This is a genomic window from Paenibacillus nuruki (assembly GCF_963311185.1).
GTDB lineage: Bacteria > Bacillota > Bacilli > Paenibacillales > Paenibacillaceae > Saccharibacillus > Saccharibacillus nuruki.
This window is the reverse complement of sequence record NZ_OY725677.1, coordinates 3,469,608-3,486,432: the sequence shown is the minus strand read 5'-3', so window position 1 is coordinate 3,486,432 and position 16,825 is coordinate 3,469,608. Positions and strand designations below refer to the sequence as shown.

Genomic DNA, 16,825 nt, shown 5'->3' with positions numbered 1-16,825 from the left:
GTGTAACAAAATATCTTCTAATCAAATCTATCCAAAGGAGTGAAAAAAATGAATGTATATCAAGCTTTAACGATTGCTGGTTCAGATAGTGGAGGAGGCGCAGGGATTCAAGCCGATCTCAAAACATTTCAAGAACTCGGAGTCTATGGTATGTCTGTTCTTACTGCTGTTACGGCTCAAAATACAAAAGGGGTACAAGGAGTCTATCCGGTAGAAATTGAAGGTATTATTCAGCAATTGGATTCAATCGGTACAGATCTACAACCGCATGCTGTCAAAACAGGGATGTTATTTAGCGCTGAGATTATTCGTCATGTCGCTCAAAAAGTAAAACAGTACCATTGGCAACATCTAGTGATTGATCCAGTGATGGTAGCCAAAGGCGGATCTGTGCTTTTGCAACAAGAAGCATTACAAGCGCTCGTCTCGGATCTGATCCCGTTAGCAGAGATCATCACTCCCAATTTACCAGAAGCAGAGCTACTCACAGGGATATCGATCACCAACATGCAACAGCGTGAACAAGCCGCCACACAGTTAATTGATATGGGTGCAACGTATGTAGTGATTAAAGGTGGACATGATGCATCGACTTCAACCGTTGTGGATTTGTTGTATGATGGACAACATTTTGAATATTTTGAAAGCAAGCGTATTGATACAATGCATACGCATGGGACAGGCTGTACTTTTTCAGCGGCATTGACGGCAACATTAGCTCAAGGTAAATCGATCCATGAAGCTGTAGATACCGCCAAGCAATTTATTCAAGCCGCGATTGAAGATGGACTGGGAATTGGTTCCGATCATGGGCCTACTAATCATTTTGCGTATCAACAAAGGAGCCGGGTCTATAATGTCTAAGCCAGATCAACACCAATTGCGCCAGTATTTACGCCTTTATCTAGTGATGGGTAGTGTCAATTGTACACAACCACCAGAAGAAGTATTAACATCTGCCATCGCAGGAGGGATTACTCTTTTTCAATTTCGTGAAAAAGGGGTCGGGGCACTCACAGGGCAAGCGTACTACCAACTGGCTGAATCTCTTCAACAGATCTGTAGAGAGCATAAGATTCCGTTTATAGTGAATGATGATATTGAATTAGCGATTGCATTGGATGCCGATGGAATTCATGTAGGGCAAGAAGATATACCTGCCGATCAGATTCGTGCACGTCTTGGGCAAAATAAGATGATTGGCGTATCTGCTCATTCGGTCGATGAAGCTAGACAAGCTATTCAAGATGGAGCTGATTACTTAGGCATAGGACCGATCTATCCGACCACTTCCAAAGCTGATGCCGAAGCCGTACAAGGAACACGTACGATTACAGCTCTTAAGAACCATCAGATACATATTCCATTAGTGGGTATTGGTGGTATTCATGCAGATAATGCAGAGCCGATCTTGACCGCTGGAGCCGATGGAATAGCAGTAATATCTGCGATTGCAGGACAAGACAACGTCGAGCAAGCTACGGAGCGATTGAATACACTCACCAAGCACTTTATTGCCAATCAAAAGCAGTAATAGACGGCTTGAAGTTGATTCGAATAGAAATTATTCAAAATAAAATACAAAAAAGTCATTCTGTATACCGTAGCTTAAAGTACGGTGTAGCGAATGACTTTTCAAGTGGATTTCTATTTTTTTATCTATTGTACAGTAGGTTTTTCTGTTCTCCTTGTGATGATCTGTATGTTACTGCGAATAACATCGATCATTCTATAGAAGCCAATTGATTTGATTATTTATATCGTTAAGCGATTTTATGCTGATTAGGCAAGGTGTCTTGTTGTTTGTTACGACGGTTGAAGAAGCGAGTGCGTAAGTAAGGAACGATCCAGCGATCTAGACCAATTTTACCAGCATTTGCACCAGCAACGATAATGAAAATTTCAGCAAGTAACAAGTAAGGGTTGGTGCTTACAGTGCCCGAGAACAAGAATGCGAAGTTCATTACCATTCCCATTAGTGCTGCAAGTGTAGTACATGCACCTAAGATTAATCCAAGTCCGACAAGGAATTCACCGATAGGAACAAGAACATTGAATAGTGCTACATTTGGTAAAGCGAAATGTTGTAAAAATGCGCCCCAGCCTGCTTGTACACTTGGATGTTCTCCGCCTGTATTAGCGATAGCACCTGTTAAGAATCCAGTAGCATCGAATCCGCCACCACTTAATTTTTCCCATCCACCAGCGATCCATTTAAAACCGATATATACCCGTAGTATAGTTAATAACCACATTGCCACACTGTTTTCTCTTAGCCATCTGTTCATGATTGCCACTCCCCTGAATAATGTTTTATTTTTGTAAGTCTGTGCTAACTTGTTGAGTTGGTGATGATCATCTCTTCCATGTCTTTATTTTAAATCACAACTAAATTTTAAAATGTGATAAAAATCACAATCTTAGATAAATTTTTAATATTTTATTATTGAACTGTTAAAATATGGTATATATAAATGAAGTAGATGTTTGGATGATGGTATTCGTTAATTACCTCATATGTATTCTATATAGAAGAAGCTTATGTTTTAATAAGAAGTAGACCGTGTTTTACATCTTCTGCTTGTACATAAACAGCCAGCTGATTTTTAATTCATTTGAAGTTCATATGTGTGTTCTATAGTAGGAATGTATCCTACTGTGCAGATGACAACGATCTGCTACATTGCATAATGATGCTAATCACTGAGGGGGATACTATTGTAATGAATCAATCTGGATTATGGAAAGTAAGCAAATGGACGATTCCACTTGTACTCACTGCTAGTCTGATCGGTTGCGGGTCTGCTGAAGTGGCTACACCTGCACCACAGCAACAACCTGAACCTGCCAAAGTAACTGAACCGATCGCACCAGAAAAGCCAGCAGAAGTGGCCTATACCGCTCCACTTACCGGATTACCTGTAAAGCAACCTTCTCTAGCTAGACCGATTGCGGTCATGATTAACAATGCACCTGCGGCACGTCCACAATCAGGATTAGCACAAGCAGATATGGTCTATGAAGTGCTAGCCGAAGGAGGAATCACTCGTCTGATCGCTGTATATCAGAGTTATCATGGGGATGTGACGATCGGCCCTGTGCGGAGTATTCGTCCGTATTTGATCGGCATCGGGGAAAGTGTAGGCGCATTGCTTGTTCATGCCGGAGGTAGCCCGGAAGCGTACAGTATATTGCAACAAGGAAAGAAAGAGCATTTAGATGAAATCACCAATGCAAGTGCTCCATTCTGGCGAGATTCCAGTCGTAAAGCGCCTCATAATTTATATACAAATGAAGAGAAGTTACGTAAAGGTGCACTCCAAAAAAATTACAAACAAGAGATCACGATTCCAACCTATCCTTTTCTACCTTCTACAACTGCTAAATCTTCAACAAGTACAACAGCCGATTCACTAAATACAGATCATTCTTCACTTCCAACCGATACTAATTCACTCAAAGCAGATACCGTTTCTGCCGATAATAAAGATAGTATTAGTGCTAATGACTCAAGCTCAACATCCTCTGCCACGACAGCAACCAAAGCGTCATTGATCGAACTTCAATTTTTGCTAGAAAGTTATAAAGTCGGGTATAAATATAATTCCACCACCGGACTTTACACACGTAGTATGAATAATGAACCGCATATTGATCTAAATAGTGGAAAGCCTTTAACTGCTTCGAATGTTATGGTGTTGGGCGGAGATTACAAAGTATTAGACGATATTGGCAGATTAAGCTTAAATCTTAATGCCGGTGGAGAAGCGATGTTATTTCAACAAGGTCAGCAGATCAAAGGTCAATGGAGCAAGAAAAGTGGAGATGTGATTCGCTTTAGCAGTAATGGTCAAGAAGTGCCTTTTGTACCCGGTGTGACGTATTACAATATTGTTCCTAACAGCCCATCATTCGAAAATCATTTGACAATAGATGGTAAAAAGTTGAACGAAAATGGATGAAAAAGGTAAAAAATGCTGTGATGATCGAATTAAAGTCGATTTTTGTATGATTTTTGTATGATAAATGTAAACAGAATCTTTACAAACCTATGTACAGATTGATAAGATAACAAAGGTTGTTATGAAATCATTTTGTTTTCATAATTCTAATTTACGACATTTTTCGGCAAAATTTCGAAAAGGGGTTATAGAAATGCGTGTTAAGAAAAAGGATATCTTTTTTCAAACGCTGGAGAACATGGCAGATGCAATTGTGCAAGCTGCAGATTACTTTGCGGAACAAGTACCTAACTTGAAGGATATTCCAGAGTTTACGAAGCAAATGAAGATTTACGAGAATCAATGTGATGATTACACGCACACCATTATTACCGAACTGAACAAAACATTTATCACACCCATTGAGCGTGATGATATTATGGATTTGACGACAACGATGGATGATGTATTAGACGGTCTAGAAGCATGTGCTTCTCGTTTTGATATGTATCATATGACTGAGCCAGATAATTATATTGTTCAATTTGCTGAAATTTTGCGTGAATCTGCTTATGAAATTCAAAAAGCTATTCATTTGTTGTCTCATAAAAAGCTGTTGGCTATTCGTGAACATACGATTCGTCTGAACGATCTGGAAAACCAGGGTGATGATGTATTACGTAACTGTATCAAAGATTTGTTTGCCACAGTGAAAGACCCGATTGAACTAATTAAGAAAAAAGAAATATATGAGCGTTTGGAAACAACGACTGATGCTTGCGAAGATGTAGCGAATAGACTCGAATCTATTATTATGCGCAATTCCTAAGATTGCTTACAAGATAAGCATATGATCCATTTTGCTGAGTATAGATGGATGTAATATGCAGAGATGCAATAATCTGTAACAGATAACTAAGGAGGTAGGATTGCGCAGATTCTCTTGATTGGAGTGCAAGAGATCCATCTGGGCGATGAATGATATGGTAGAAACCTCAATATGGATACTGGCTATCGTCGTGTTTTTGGCTTTGGCGTTCGATTTTATCAATGGATTCCATGATACAGCAAATGCTATTGCTACATCGGTTTCTACTCGAGCGTTACCGCCACGTACAGCGATTCTGATGGCGGCAGTAATGAACTTTCTGGGAGCGATCACGTTCACAGGCGTAGCCAAAACGATCGGCGGTAGTGTTGCTGATCCGGCGACTTTGGATAACGGTATAGAAATCGTTATTGCAACACTAATAGCTGCAATTATCTGGAACTTAGCAACATGGTGGTTCGGTATTCCTTCTTCTTCTTCACATGCTTTGATCGGTGCCCTAGCAGGAGCTGTATTTGTTGGAGCAGGTTCAAGTTCTGTGAACTGGAGTGGGTTTATCAAAATTGTTGAAGGATTGATCTTGTCACCGTTGATTGCTTTTGCAATCGGTTATATCGTAATGACGATTCTGAAATGGATTTTTGCTAAACGTAGCCCGCATAGCGTCAATAAAGGGTTCCGCACAATGCAAATTTTGACAGCAGCGATTCAATCATTTACACATGGTACGAATGATGCGCAAAAAGCGATGGGTATTATTACATTTGCTCTAGTCGCAGCTGGTGTTCAGGATAATCTAGATGTACCGCTTTGGGTTAAAATCTCAGCAGCAACAGCGATGGCACTGGGAACATCTGTGGGTGGTTGGAAAATCATCAAAACAATGGGAACCAAAATTTTCAAAATCGAGCCTATTAACGGTTTTGCAGCTGATATCTCAGCCGCATCGGTTATTTTTACAGCAACACTGACTCATTTGCCTGTAAGTACAACGCATGCGATTACATCAGCTATTCTAGGTGTAGGTTCTGCCAAGCGCTTCCGTGAAGTGAAGTGGGGACTTGCTGGACGGATCGTGATTGCATGGATCGTTACGATTCCAATTGCAGCGATCTTATCTGGACTTATTTTCAAAGTACTATTCGATTTGTTCTAAAATAAAATCGGATCATTATAGATCACTACCGCCGTTTCTTGCGAACGGCGGTTTTTTGTGCGATTCTAAGTGGAACAGAGATGCTTATGAAAATAACGACAGACGCTAATCCGTCTATATTTGATATAAAGGAAGTGAACTCGCTTCATGATTCGCATTCTTGGCGTGACGCAAGAACATGAGATTATTCAGGATATTCAATTAGAAGAGATAGAGTCGGGTAACTACTTATGGTATTGGGTCGATTTCAATCAGCCAACCGCTGAAGAATCCAAGAAGTTAAGTACCTTTTTTCATTTTCATCCATTAGCAGTAGAAGATTGTCTGCATGTGCTTCAACGCCCGAAGATCGATTATTATGGCGAGGTGCAGTTTCTAGTTCTTCATGCGATGCATCCAGAGACGTTATTGGTCGAAGAAGTCGATTTATTTGTCAGCGATAAATTTTTGGTTTCCTTTCATCATGGGGAACTGCGAGAGATTGAGACGGCATGGCAACGTATTATTAGCTATGGTCAACAGGGAGCACGTCCCACTTGGGCAAATGGGCCAATAGCCGCTGCTTATATCATTACTGACAAAATTGTAGATGAATATTTCCCTTGTGTGTACGAGATTGAAGATGAATTGAATGAACTTGAAAATACAGGGCCAGATGAACCGGTAGATGATCTGTTAGCGCAAGTATTTGTACTGCGTTCTCGTCTACTGAAACTACGGAGAACGATTATTCCAATGCGTGACTTGATGTACCGGGTTATTAACTCACAACATATTCAGAAGGTCGATCAGCATCATTCATACTTTGGCGATATCTATGATCATTTACTGAAGTTGTCGGATATGATCGAGTCGAATCGTGAAATGACTTCAGATCTGCGGGATAGTTATATTTCGCTTAATTCCAATCGAATGAATACGATTATGAAAACATTGACGGTGATCACAACTATTTTTATGCCGTTGACGCTGATCGCAGGTATCTATGGCATGAATTTTGAAAATATGCCAGAACTGAAATGGAAGTATGGCTATTTTGGCGTGCTATTGCTGATGTTTGCTTTGGGAGCAGGGATGATGACTGCTTTTACAAGACGTGGATGGTTTAAATAATTGTTCTGCTCAAACAAAATCTGGTACTCTGTAATGCTGTACATCGTTAATGCTTGAAAAAATACCCAGTAATATATACAATGTAGGTACAGTAACCGTAGTAGGGGATGATCACATCGTGCAACTTAAAAAACTTGATGATAAAAGTGTTGATCAATTATTCGAAGCGATTTTGACACTAAAAAATTTAGAAGAATGTTACGTCTTTTTTGACGATCTATGCACTGTGAATGAGATTCAGTCTTTATCACAGCGTCTTGAAGTGGCTCGTATGTTAGGCAAAGGTTCAACCTATAACCAGATCGAAGCAGAAACGGGTGCAAGTACAGCTACCATTTCCCGTGTAAAACGTTGCCTGAATTATGGTAATGATGGTTATAAAATGACATTGGAACGTCTAGGGAGGTAATCTCTATGAAGCCCGGTGTATTAATAATTAGTCATGGCTCGCCGGAACCATCTTGGATGGAGCAGATCGATGAAGCAGTATCTCATATCCATCTGCCAAGCGATCTACCTGTCAATGCAGTCTTCCTGGACAATGTTCCGGGAAGATTTATTCAGGATGGAATCAATGAACTGGAAGCGCAAGGAGTTACAGATCTATTAGTCGTTCCGCTATTTGTGTCCTCTGGTAGTACACATATGGACGAAATCGCTTATGCTTTGGGTGTCAAAGAAACGCCTGATCGCGAGACCGATCTGGAACCTTTTACGATTCAAGCGAAAGTTCACTTTGGTTATCCAGCCGATGATGATGAAGATATCGCTCGTATGGTCTGGGATCAAGTGAAAGATTTATCGGTTGCCCCTGAGAATGAAGTGGTGTTGGTTGTGGGTCACGGCAGTATTCATGACGGATTCAGACAACGCTGGGAGAAAGGGATATCTTCTCTAGCTCAGCGAGTAGGACAGGTGAGTGAAGTGGCACATACCGATTATGCATTGCTCAATCCAGATAGTCTGCGTGCCAAAACAGAAGAATGGACAGCACGCGGCTACAAAGTGCTGATTGCTCCTCTATTTCTAAGTAAAGGGATATTCCTGAATCAAGTGATTCCCGGGCGTGTAGAAGGGTTAAGCTATGAATATGCAGGTACAGCATTATTGCCACATCCACTGTTATCTCATTGGATGGAGCGTCAGATTCAGTCACTGTTGAACCAACTGATGACAACATAATTCATATTAGGTGGCATGATGGAATGAAAAAAGCGAGACTGATATATAATCCTTCTTCAGGTCGGGAGGAAATGAAGCGCCGATTGCCGGATATTTTGGATCGGTTAGACAAAGGTGGAATCGAAGCCAGTTGTCATGCGACAACAGGTGAAGGCGATGCGACTTTGTCTGCTTCCAAAGCGATCGAAGATGGATATGATCTGATTATTGCTGCTGGTGGCGATGGCACGATTTACGAAGTGATTAATGGCATGGCAGAATATGATAACCCACCGCCATTGGGCGTATTTCCATTGGGAACAACCAACGATCTGTCACGTGCATTAGGCGTGCCCAAGAATTGGGAAGACTATTGTGACTTAGTAATTCGTCAAAATGCAAGACCAATTGATGTAGGTCGCTTTAACGATCGGTATTTTATCAATATAGCAGGTGGAGGATCACTCACTGAGCTGACATACGAAGTACCCAGTCGACTCAAAACGATGATCGGACAGATGGCGTATTATATGAAAGGCATCGAAAAAGTCGTCAACTTAACGCCTACCGAGCTGAAGATTACAGCGAACGGTCAAGAACCACTGCATGAGGAGTTTATGATTTTTCTTGTTGCCAATACCAATTCAGTAGGTGGTTTTGAAAAGCTTGCTCCTGGAGCCCGAATAGACGATGGACTGTTAGATTTTATTGGTGTCAAAAAGTGTAATATTGCTGAATTTATCCGCCTCATCTCTATTGCAGCCCGCGGTGAGCACCTTAACGATCCGAAGATTATTTATTTCCAGACCGATCGCTTAGAGATTGAAGCGCCTAGTAATAATGTACAAATTAATCTAGACGGTGAACTCGGTGGATCATTACCGGGGATTTTTGAGATTTTGCCACAGAAATTGCAAGTGTTCTCGGATCTCAAGTAGATCGATAGTGATAGGTTGTAAGATATACAGTTGAAAAAGTTACTCTAAAGATGTTGTTCTAAAAGTTGTTGTATTATTCCATATTTTCATTAGCGTGCAGTATGCCTGATGTCAGTAAGGGATGATTATACCACATTTAGAACAATGTCTTTTTGATATGTGTAATAATATATGGAAAAGATAACGATAGTTATTGTAAGTATAGGTATTTTTCTATACAATCTTTAGAGGAATTGTTCTTCGGAATGTCCATTCGTAGTGGACAATGTGTTTGTGGAGTGAGATGTTGGATAGACCTGAATAATTAATGAAATGCAGTCATGTGTATAAAGAAATGGAGCCAAATAAGATGAGTAAAGACCGCAGAGGCGGCAGAAAATATAGCAATAATCGGCAACAACCGAGTCAAGCGACAGCCCTTGCGCTGGCGAACTTACCCGTTGCCAAAAATGACGAGTTGGAATTAGAAATTATCGGCATGAATCACGATGGAGAAGGCGTAGGTCGAGCAGAAGGATATACACTGTTTGTTCAAGGCGCTTTGCCCGGTGAGAAGATTCAAGCCAAAGTACTCAAAACGAAAAAACAATATGGTTATGCCAAAATGACCGCTATCCTAGAATCCAGTCCAGATCGCGTAGAAGCACCTTGCCCGATCTATAATCAATGTGGTGGTTGTCAGGTACAACATATGAGTTATGACGCTCAATTGGAATGGAAACGTCAGCATGTGATAGATAATTTACAACGGATTGGTAAACTGAATGTACGGATAGACGAACAGGTCCATCCTGATTCCAATCACAATGCAGATACACAGAACGAGTCAGTAAATAAAGGAATCAAAGTCTTACCAACACTGGGAATGGCTGAGCCGTGGCGTTATCGGAACAAAGCACAAGTACCAATCAGTGAAATCAATGGTCAATTGGTTGCTGGATTCTACGCGCGTGGCAGTCACCGTATTATTGATATGGATACCTGCCTCATTCAAGATACACGCAACGATGAACTGATTGCCAAAGTAAAACAGATCGGCAAAGAGCTAGGAGTATCTGCATACAATGAAGAATCAGGTACAGGTCTACTGCGTCATGTGGTCGTCAAAGTCGGCTTCCGTACCGGTGAGATGATGGTTGTCCTCGTCACCAATGGAGAACGTCTACCACGCCCAAGCGAATGGATCGACCGTATTCGTCTCGAAATGCCACAGGTGGTCAGTATTTGCCAGAATGTGAATACCAAGACCACCAATGTTATTTTCGGCGATACCACCAAAGTATTATGGGGACGCGAAGTAATCCACGATTATATCGGTGATGTGAAGTTTGCGATATCGGCACGTTCTTTTTATCAGGTGAATCCGGTGCAGACGGATGTGTTATATAGCAAGACCGTTGAATATGCTGGACTGACAGGGAAAGAAACGGTTATTGATGCGTATTGTGGTATAGGAACGATTTCACTCTTTTTGGCGCAACATGCGAAGCAAGTATATGGCGTGGAGATTGTAAAAGAAGCGATAGAAGATGCACGTTCTAATGCGGTATTGAATGGGATGACGAATGTCGAATTTGAAGTCGGTGCATCCGAAGATGTGATTCCACGTTGGAAAGAGAATGGAATTACACCGGACGTGATCGTCGTCGATCCACCGAGAAAAGGATGCGATCCGAGGTTGTTAGAGACGATCTTGGCGATGCAACCGGAGCGTGTGGTGTATGTGTCGTGTAATCCAGCGACGTTGGCGAGAGACTTGCGTGTGTTGGAAGACGGTGGGTATGTGACGGTAGAAGTTCAGCCGGTGGATATGTTCCCGCATACGGTGCATGTGGAGAGTGTGGCGGTGTTGGTGCGGCGGGGTTTCGAGTAGGTGAGTTGGGGACGAATTAAAGATACACTTGGTTTTGCTTTCTTACTAGTTTCTTAAATTAATATTTTGATAAGCTAGAATTAAAATAATAAACAAAATTAGGAAATCTAAAAGGTAATATACGTATAAGGGAAAAAATTAAGATCCATATCTAGAAAAGTAAAAAACAGAGCAAATTCGGAGTTTTGAAAGTGTTCATTGTAAAAATCGGAGGTATACCAATGTCAAGTGAAGCGCAACGTAAAGAATTACAATCTCAAATCTGGAAAATAGCCAATGATGTACGTGGCTCTGTAGATGGATGGGATTTTAAACAATATGTTTTGGGAACGCTGTTTTATCGTTTTATTAGCGAGAACTTTTCTAGCTATATTGAAGCTGGAGATGAAACCGTCAAATATGTAGAACTTCCAGATGATGTTATAACGCAAGAAATTAAAGAAGATGCGATTAAAACAAAAGGGTATTTCATATATCCAAGTCAGCTGTTTGCTAAGATTGCAGAAACTGCTAAAACAAATAAAAATCTGAATACAGAGTTGAAAACTATATTTGAGGCTATTGAAAGTTCAGCAAATGGCTATCCCTCTGAACTAGACATTAAAGGCTTATTTGCTGATTTCGACACCACAAGTAATAGACTGGGGAATACGGTGACAGACAAAAATAGTCGTTTAGCTGCTGTCATTAAAGGTGTTGCAGGGCTTGATTTTGGTAAGTTTGAAGATAATCATATTGATCTTTTTGGTGATGCCTATGAGTTCTTAATCTCTAACTATGCTGCCAATGCTGGAAAATCTGGAGGGGAATTCTTCACACCGCAGAGTGTATCTAAGCTTATTGCTCAATTAGCAGTACACAAGCAAACAACGATTAATAAAATTTATGATCCTGCCGCTGGTTCAGGTTCATTGCTATTACAAGCTAAAAAACATTTTGATGCTCACATTATCGAAGATGGTTTTTATGGACAGGAAATTAACCATACAACGTATAACCTTGCTCGTATGAATATGTTTTTACACAATATAAATTATGATAAATTTAATATTGCTTTGGGAAATACGCTATTAGACCCTCACTTTGGCGACGAAAAGCCTTTTGATGCTATTGTGTCGAATCCACCGTATTCTGTAAATTGGATTGGTAGTGATGACCCGACGCTTATTAATGATGAAAGATTTGCTCCTGCTGGTGTATTAGCCCCAAAATCTAAAGCCGATTTCGCTTTTGTTCTTCATACGCTTAGTTATCTTTCAAGTAAAGGTCGTGCGGCTATCGTTTGCTTCCCTGGCATTTTTTACCGCGGTGGTGCAGAGCAGAAAATTAGAAAGTACCTGATTGATAACAACTTTGTTGAAACGGTTATTTCATTAGCGCCCAACCTTTTTTATGGGACTTCTATAGCTGTTAATATCTTAGTTCTCTCTAAGCATAAAACTGATAATAAAACTCAGTTTATAGATGCAAGTGGAGTAGATTTCTATAAAAGGGGAACCAATAATAATGTACTTCCAGATGAACACATTGAGAAAATTATGAAAATGTTTGACAGTAAAGAAGATGCTGAACATGTTTCAAAATCAGTTGATTATGATGAAATCGTTCAAAATGATTATAATCTATCTGTGAGTTCCTATGTGGAAGCGAGGGATACTAGGGAAGTCATTGATATAAATAAGCTGAATGCAGAGATAAAAACAACTGTAGCAAAGATAGATAGGCTTCGTGCTGAAATTGATGAGATTATTGAGGTGATTGAATCATGATTAAGTCGAACTTTATGGAGAAATTGCTTGATGGGGTTGAGGTTGAGTGGAAAAGTATTAAAGAGATAATTTTTGGTAATTTTTGGATTATGCCTACTACGCCAAAATTTAATGAAGATGGAGAAATCCCATACATTACCTCAAAGAATATACGAGGTGGTAATATTAATTTTGATAAAGTTAAATTTATTTCTTATTCTGATTACTTAGAACTATCTCGTAATAGACCCATACTAGTAGGTGATATTTTAATTAGTATGATTGGTACAATAGGGGAAGTTGCTAGAGTGAAAAAAACCGATTTAGATTTTTATGGTCAAAATATGTATCTAATTCGACTAGATACTAAATTAGTAAACAGTGATTTCTTTTTACATTTCTTTGATTCACCGAAAATGAAAAGTCATTTTAATTTAGTTAAGAACAATTCGGGTCAAGGATATTTAAAAGCAAAAGATATTGAAAATCTCCCAATTCCGATCCCACCGCTTGAAGTGCAAGAAGAAATTGTTCGTATTTTGGAAACCTTAACAGAGGTTACAGCAGAGCTTAAAGCAGAGCTTAAAGCTCGTAAACAGCAATATGAGTATTATCGTGATAAGTTGTTGACCTTTGAAGAGGATGAGGTTGAATGGAGGGAGTTAGGAGATATAGGTCAATTTACACGAGGTAAGAGGTTTGTAAAAACCGATATGCTTTCAGAGGGTTTCCCATGTATTCATTATGGTGAAATGTATACGCATTATAATATCTGGGCAGAAAAGACAAAATCATTTGTTAGTCATGATTTAGCTTCAAAGTTAAGAGTTGCAGATCATGGCGATGTGGTAATTGTTGCTGCTGGAGAAACGATTGAAGATATTGGGAAAGGTACTGCTTGGCTTGGCAATACGGAAGTTGTTATTCATGATGCTTGTTTTTCATATAGAAGCTCTTTGAATCCTAAATATGTTTCTTACTTTTTACGCACCAAGCAATTTCATGACCAAATTAAGAAACATATTTCTTCGGGAAAAATCTCAGCGATAAATGCAAACGGTTTGGCTAAAGCGAAAATCCCGATCCCTTCCCTTGAAAAACAAGAACGTATTGTCTTTGTCCTTGATAAATTCGACACTTTGACATCGTCGATTATCGAGGGTTTACCTCGCGAAATAGAATTGCGTAAAAAGCAATACGAATTTTACCGTAACATGCTTCTCAGTTTTCCAAAAGAGAAGGTAGAGGTGTAATATGGGGGAGTCATTAATTGATATTGCACAAACGCTGAAAGACGCTAAACATAAAACCAACGCTAAAGATGCGAGTGAATCTGATGTAAAAGTTCAGTTGATTTATGCTTTTAATGGGACGGGGAAAACTAGGCTTTCACGGGAGTTCAAATCTTTATTATCAACGAAATTAGATGGGGGCACGGAGTTAGAATTATCGGAAGTAGTGGATAAAAATTATCTTTATTATAATGCTTTTACGGAAGATTTATTTTATTGGGATAATGACTTAGAAAATGATACTCAACCAAAACTTAAAATTCATCCTAATACTTTTACAAACTGGATTTTAGAAGAGCAAGGACAAGATAGGAATATTATTTCTAATTTTCAACACTATACCGATGAAAAATTAACTCCACATTTTAATGAAGAATATTCTATTAAAGATAAGAATGGGAATAATATAACAGTAGAGGCTTTTACAGAAATAAACTTTTCATATGAACGTGGTAATGATGAGATTTCAGATAACATTAAAATCTCAAAAGGTGAAGAGAGTAACTTTGTATGGTGTGTTTTTAATTCTCTACTTGAACAAGTTATTGATGTATTAAATGTAGCTGAACCAAGTGATAGAGAAACAGATCAATTTAATCAGTTGGAATATGTATTTATAGATGATCCAGTAAGTTCATTGGATGATAATCGTTTGATTGAATTAGCAGTAAATTTGGCACAATTGATTAAGTCAAGTAAGTCAAACCTTAAATTTATTATTACCACACATAATCCTTTGTTTTATAATGTGTTACATAATGAGTTTAAGAAAAATACATTTAAAAAATATTTTCTTAAAAAAAACGAAGATGGAGAATTTGAATTAGTTTCTCAAAGCAATGATTCTCCTTTTTCGTATCATCTAGCTTTAAAAACTGAAATAGAGAAAGCTATTGAAACAAATCAATTAAAAAAGTATCATTTCAATTTTCTTAGAAATATTTTGGAGAAAACATCGACATTTTTAGGTTATGACAACTGGGGGGAACTATTAAATAAAATTACAGAGGGAAATCCTGAACCTTATATTACAAGGATCATTAATATTTCAAGTCATTCAAAACAATCAGGAGATGAAGTAGCTGAGTTATCAGATGACGATAAACGTGTTTTGAATTATTTACTAAAAGGACTTAAGGAAAAATATCATTTTAAATAAGATGGAAGAAAAGAAATTGAAGTAGGGGGCAATGAATGAGCGATTACAAATCCATCGCAGAATCCAATCACTATATCGTTCTGGATAAATATAGCAAGATAGCAGAACAAGGGGTAAGCTATCAAACAGAAGCTAATTTAGAGCGAGAACTGATTCAGGATTTGCGTGATCAAGGCTATGAATATCTTCCTAATGTAACTACGCCTGAGCAAATGCTTATAAATGCTCGTATGCAGCTGCAAGATCTTAATAAAGTGCAATTTTCAGATGCCGAATGGATTCGGTTTTGTGAACAGTATTTAGACAAACCTAGTGATAATCATATTGATAAATCCCGTAAAATTCACAATGACTATATTTATGACTTTGTCTTTGATGATGGACATATTCAGAATATTCACCTAGTAGATAAGAACAATATTGCTCATAATAAAGTGCAGGTTATTTCCCAATTTGGACAAAAAGGAACGCAAGCTAATCGATATGATGTCACTATCTTAGTCAATGGCTTACCCTTAGTACAGGTGGAGCTAAAAAAGCGTGGGGTTGCGATTCGAGAAGCCTTCAATCAGGTTCACCGATATAGCAAAGAGAGCTTTAATGCAGAGAATTCTTTGTTTAAGTATGTACAGATTTTTGTGATTTCTAATGGTACAGATAGCCGTTACTTTGCAAATACGACAAAACGTGATAAGAATAGTTTTGATTTTACAATGAATTGGGCTAAAGCAGATAATATCTTAATTAAAGATCTAAAAGATTTCACAGCTACATTCTTTCAAAAAGATACTTTATTGAACGTACTACTGCAATATTCTGTATTTGATGTGAGCGACAACCTGCTGGTTATGCGACCTTATCAAATTGCCGCGGTAGAAAGAATATTATGGAAAATTAAAAGTTCATACCAAGCCAGAAAATGGAGTACACTTGAAGGTGGCGGATATATTTGGCATACAACAGGTTCAGGAAAAACGCTCACGAGTTTTAAAGCGGCTCGTTTGGCTACTGAATTGGATTTCATCGATAAAGTTTTTTTTGTTGTAGATCGGAAGGACTTGGATTTTCAGACGATGAAAGAGTATCAGCGTTTTTCTCCTGATAGTGTTAATGGTTCAGAAAGTACCGCGGGATTAAAGCGTAACATTGAACAAGATGATAATAAAATTATTGTAACGACGATTCAAAAACTGAATAACCTAATGAAAAGTGAACCAGAGTTATCTATATATAATAAACAAGTGGTCTTTATTTTTGATGAAGCTCACCGTTCACAATTTGGTGAAGCTCAAAAAAACATCAAAAAAAATTCAAGGAGTTCTATCAATTTGGTTTTACAGGCACCCCTATTTTTCCGGAGAATGCGTTAGGTTCTGAAACTACTGCTTCTATCTTCGGACGAGAGGTGCATGCTTATGTCATTACAGATGCCATTAGAGATGAAAAGGTTTTAAAGTTTAAAGTAGATTACAATGATGTACGTCCCAAGTTCAAAAAGATCGAAAAAGAACAGGACGAAAAAAAGCTATCGGCAGCAGAAAATAAAGAAGCATTACTACATCCTGAACGCATCAAAGAAATTTCTCAGTATATTCTTAATAATTTCAGAGTAAAA

General features: G+C 38.7%; 14 protein-coding genes and 1 pseudogene. 14 read left to right on the top strand and 1 reads right to left on the bottom strand.

The features are described 5' to 3' along the window. The first annotated feature begins 48 nt into the window (after nt 1-48). Both thiD and thiE read left to right on the top strand, forming a co-directional pair. Nucleotides 49-864 (top strand): bifunctional hydroxymethylpyrimidine kinase/phosphomethylpyrimidine kinase, encoded by an 816-nt coding sequence (thiD, locus tag RCP16_RS15450; RefSeq protein ID WP_308640733.1) that lies wholly within the window; start codon nt 49-51, stop codon nt 862-864. Then, nucleotides 857-1,534: a thiamine phosphate synthase gene (gene thiE, locus RCP16_RS15445; RefSeq protein WP_308640732.1), complete on the top strand. Its 678-nt coding sequence runs from the start codon at nt 857-859 to the stop codon at nt 1,532-1,534. Before thiD ends, thiE begins: the two co-directional genes overlap by 8 nt. A gap of 229 nt (nt 1,535-1,763) precedes the next feature. Here the strand turns inward: thiE and RCP16_RS15440 are convergent, their stop codons facing one another. Further along, entirely contained in the window at nt 1,764-2,291 is a 528-nt protein-coding gene (locus RCP16_RS15440) for a DoxX family protein (protein ID WP_069327542.1), read from the bottom strand. A 432-nt stretch (nt 2,292-2,723) separates the two neighbouring features. Here RCP16_RS15440 and RCP16_RS15435 point away from each other — a divergent pair, with 432 nt between their 5' ends. The 12 genes and pseudogenes from RCP16_RS15435 to RCP16_RS15380 all read left to right on the top strand — a co-directional run. Continuing rightward, nucleotides 2,724-3,962, top strand: coding sequence for a DUF3048 domain-containing protein (locus RCP16_RS15435; protein ID WP_308640731.1), 1,239 nt, complete (start codon nt 2,724-2,726; stop codon nt 3,960-3,962). Nucleotides 3,963-4,155: 193 nt separating this feature from the next. Then, nucleotides 4,156-4,770 (top strand): DUF47 domain-containing protein, encoded by a 615-nt coding sequence (locus RCP16_RS15430; protein WP_069327490.1) that lies wholly within the window; start codon nt 4,156-4,158, stop codon nt 4,768-4,770. Nucleotides 4,771-4,924: 154 nt separating this feature from the next. Continuing rightward, nucleotides 4,925-5,926 (top strand): inorganic phosphate transporter, encoded by a 1,002-nt coding sequence (locus tag RCP16_RS15425; RefSeq protein WP_069327541.1) that lies wholly within the window; start codon nt 4,925-4,927, stop codon nt 5,924-5,926. 147 nt (nt 5,927-6,073) lie between these two features. Then, the gene (corA, locus tag RCP16_RS15420) at nt 6,074-7,039 is read left to right on the top strand and encodes a magnesium/cobalt transporter CorA (RefSeq protein WP_308640730.1); all 966 of its coding nucleotides are present in this window, start codon (nt 6,074-6,076) and stop codon (nt 7,037-7,039) included. 118 nt (nt 7,040-7,157) lie between these two features. Continuing rightward, a complete protein-coding gene (locus RCP16_RS15415) occupies nt 7,158-7,448 on the top strand; it encodes a YerC/YecD family TrpR-related protein (RefSeq protein WP_069327488.1) in 291 nt (96 codons plus the stop codon). 5 nt (nt 7,449-7,453) lie between these two features. Beyond that, nucleotides 7,454-8,221 carry a sirohydrochlorin chelatase gene (locus tag RCP16_RS15410; protein ID WP_069327487.1) on the top strand — a complete coding sequence of 256 codons (768 nt, stop codon included), beginning with the start codon at nt 7,454-7,456 and terminating at the stop codon, nt 8,219-8,221. 23 nt (nt 8,222-8,244) lie between these two features. Continuing rightward, entirely contained in the window at nt 8,245-9,138 is an 894-nt protein-coding gene (locus RCP16_RS15405) for a diacylglycerol kinase (RefSeq protein ID WP_069327486.1), read from the top strand. 349 nt (nt 9,139-9,487) lie between these two features. Continuing rightward, the gene (gene rlmD / locus RCP16_RS15400; RefSeq protein ID WP_308640729.1) at nt 9,488-11,011 is read left to right on the top strand and encodes a 23S rRNA (uracil(1939)-C(5))-methyltransferase RlmD; all 1,524 of its coding nucleotides are present in this window, start codon (nt 9,488-9,490) and stop codon (nt 11,009-11,011) included. Nucleotides 11,012-11,232: 221 nt separating this feature from the next. Continuing rightward, nucleotides 11,233-12,780 (top strand): type I restriction-modification system subunit M, encoded by a 1,548-nt coding sequence (locus RCP16_RS15395; protein WP_308640728.1) that lies wholly within the window; start codon nt 11,233-11,235, stop codon nt 12,778-12,780. Between the two features lie 14 nt (nt 12,781-12,794). Next, on the top strand, nt 12,795-14,012 hold the full coding sequence (locus RCP16_RS15390) for a restriction endonuclease subunit S (protein ID WP_308640727.1): 1,218 nt from the start codon (nt 12,795-12,797) through the stop codon (nt 14,010-14,012). 1 nt (nt 14,013) lies between these two features. Continuing rightward, a complete protein-coding gene (locus RCP16_RS15385) occupies nt 14,014-15,210 on the top strand; it encodes an AAA family ATPase (protein ID WP_308640726.1) in 1,197 nt (398 codons plus the stop codon). Nucleotides 15,211-15,245: 35 nt separating this feature from the next. Further along, a pseudogene (locus RCP16_RS15380) lies at nt 15,246-16,675 on the top strand (HsdR family type I site-specific deoxyribonuclease); the annotation flags it as partial. Between the last annotated feature and the right edge of the window lie 150 nt (nt 16,676-16,825).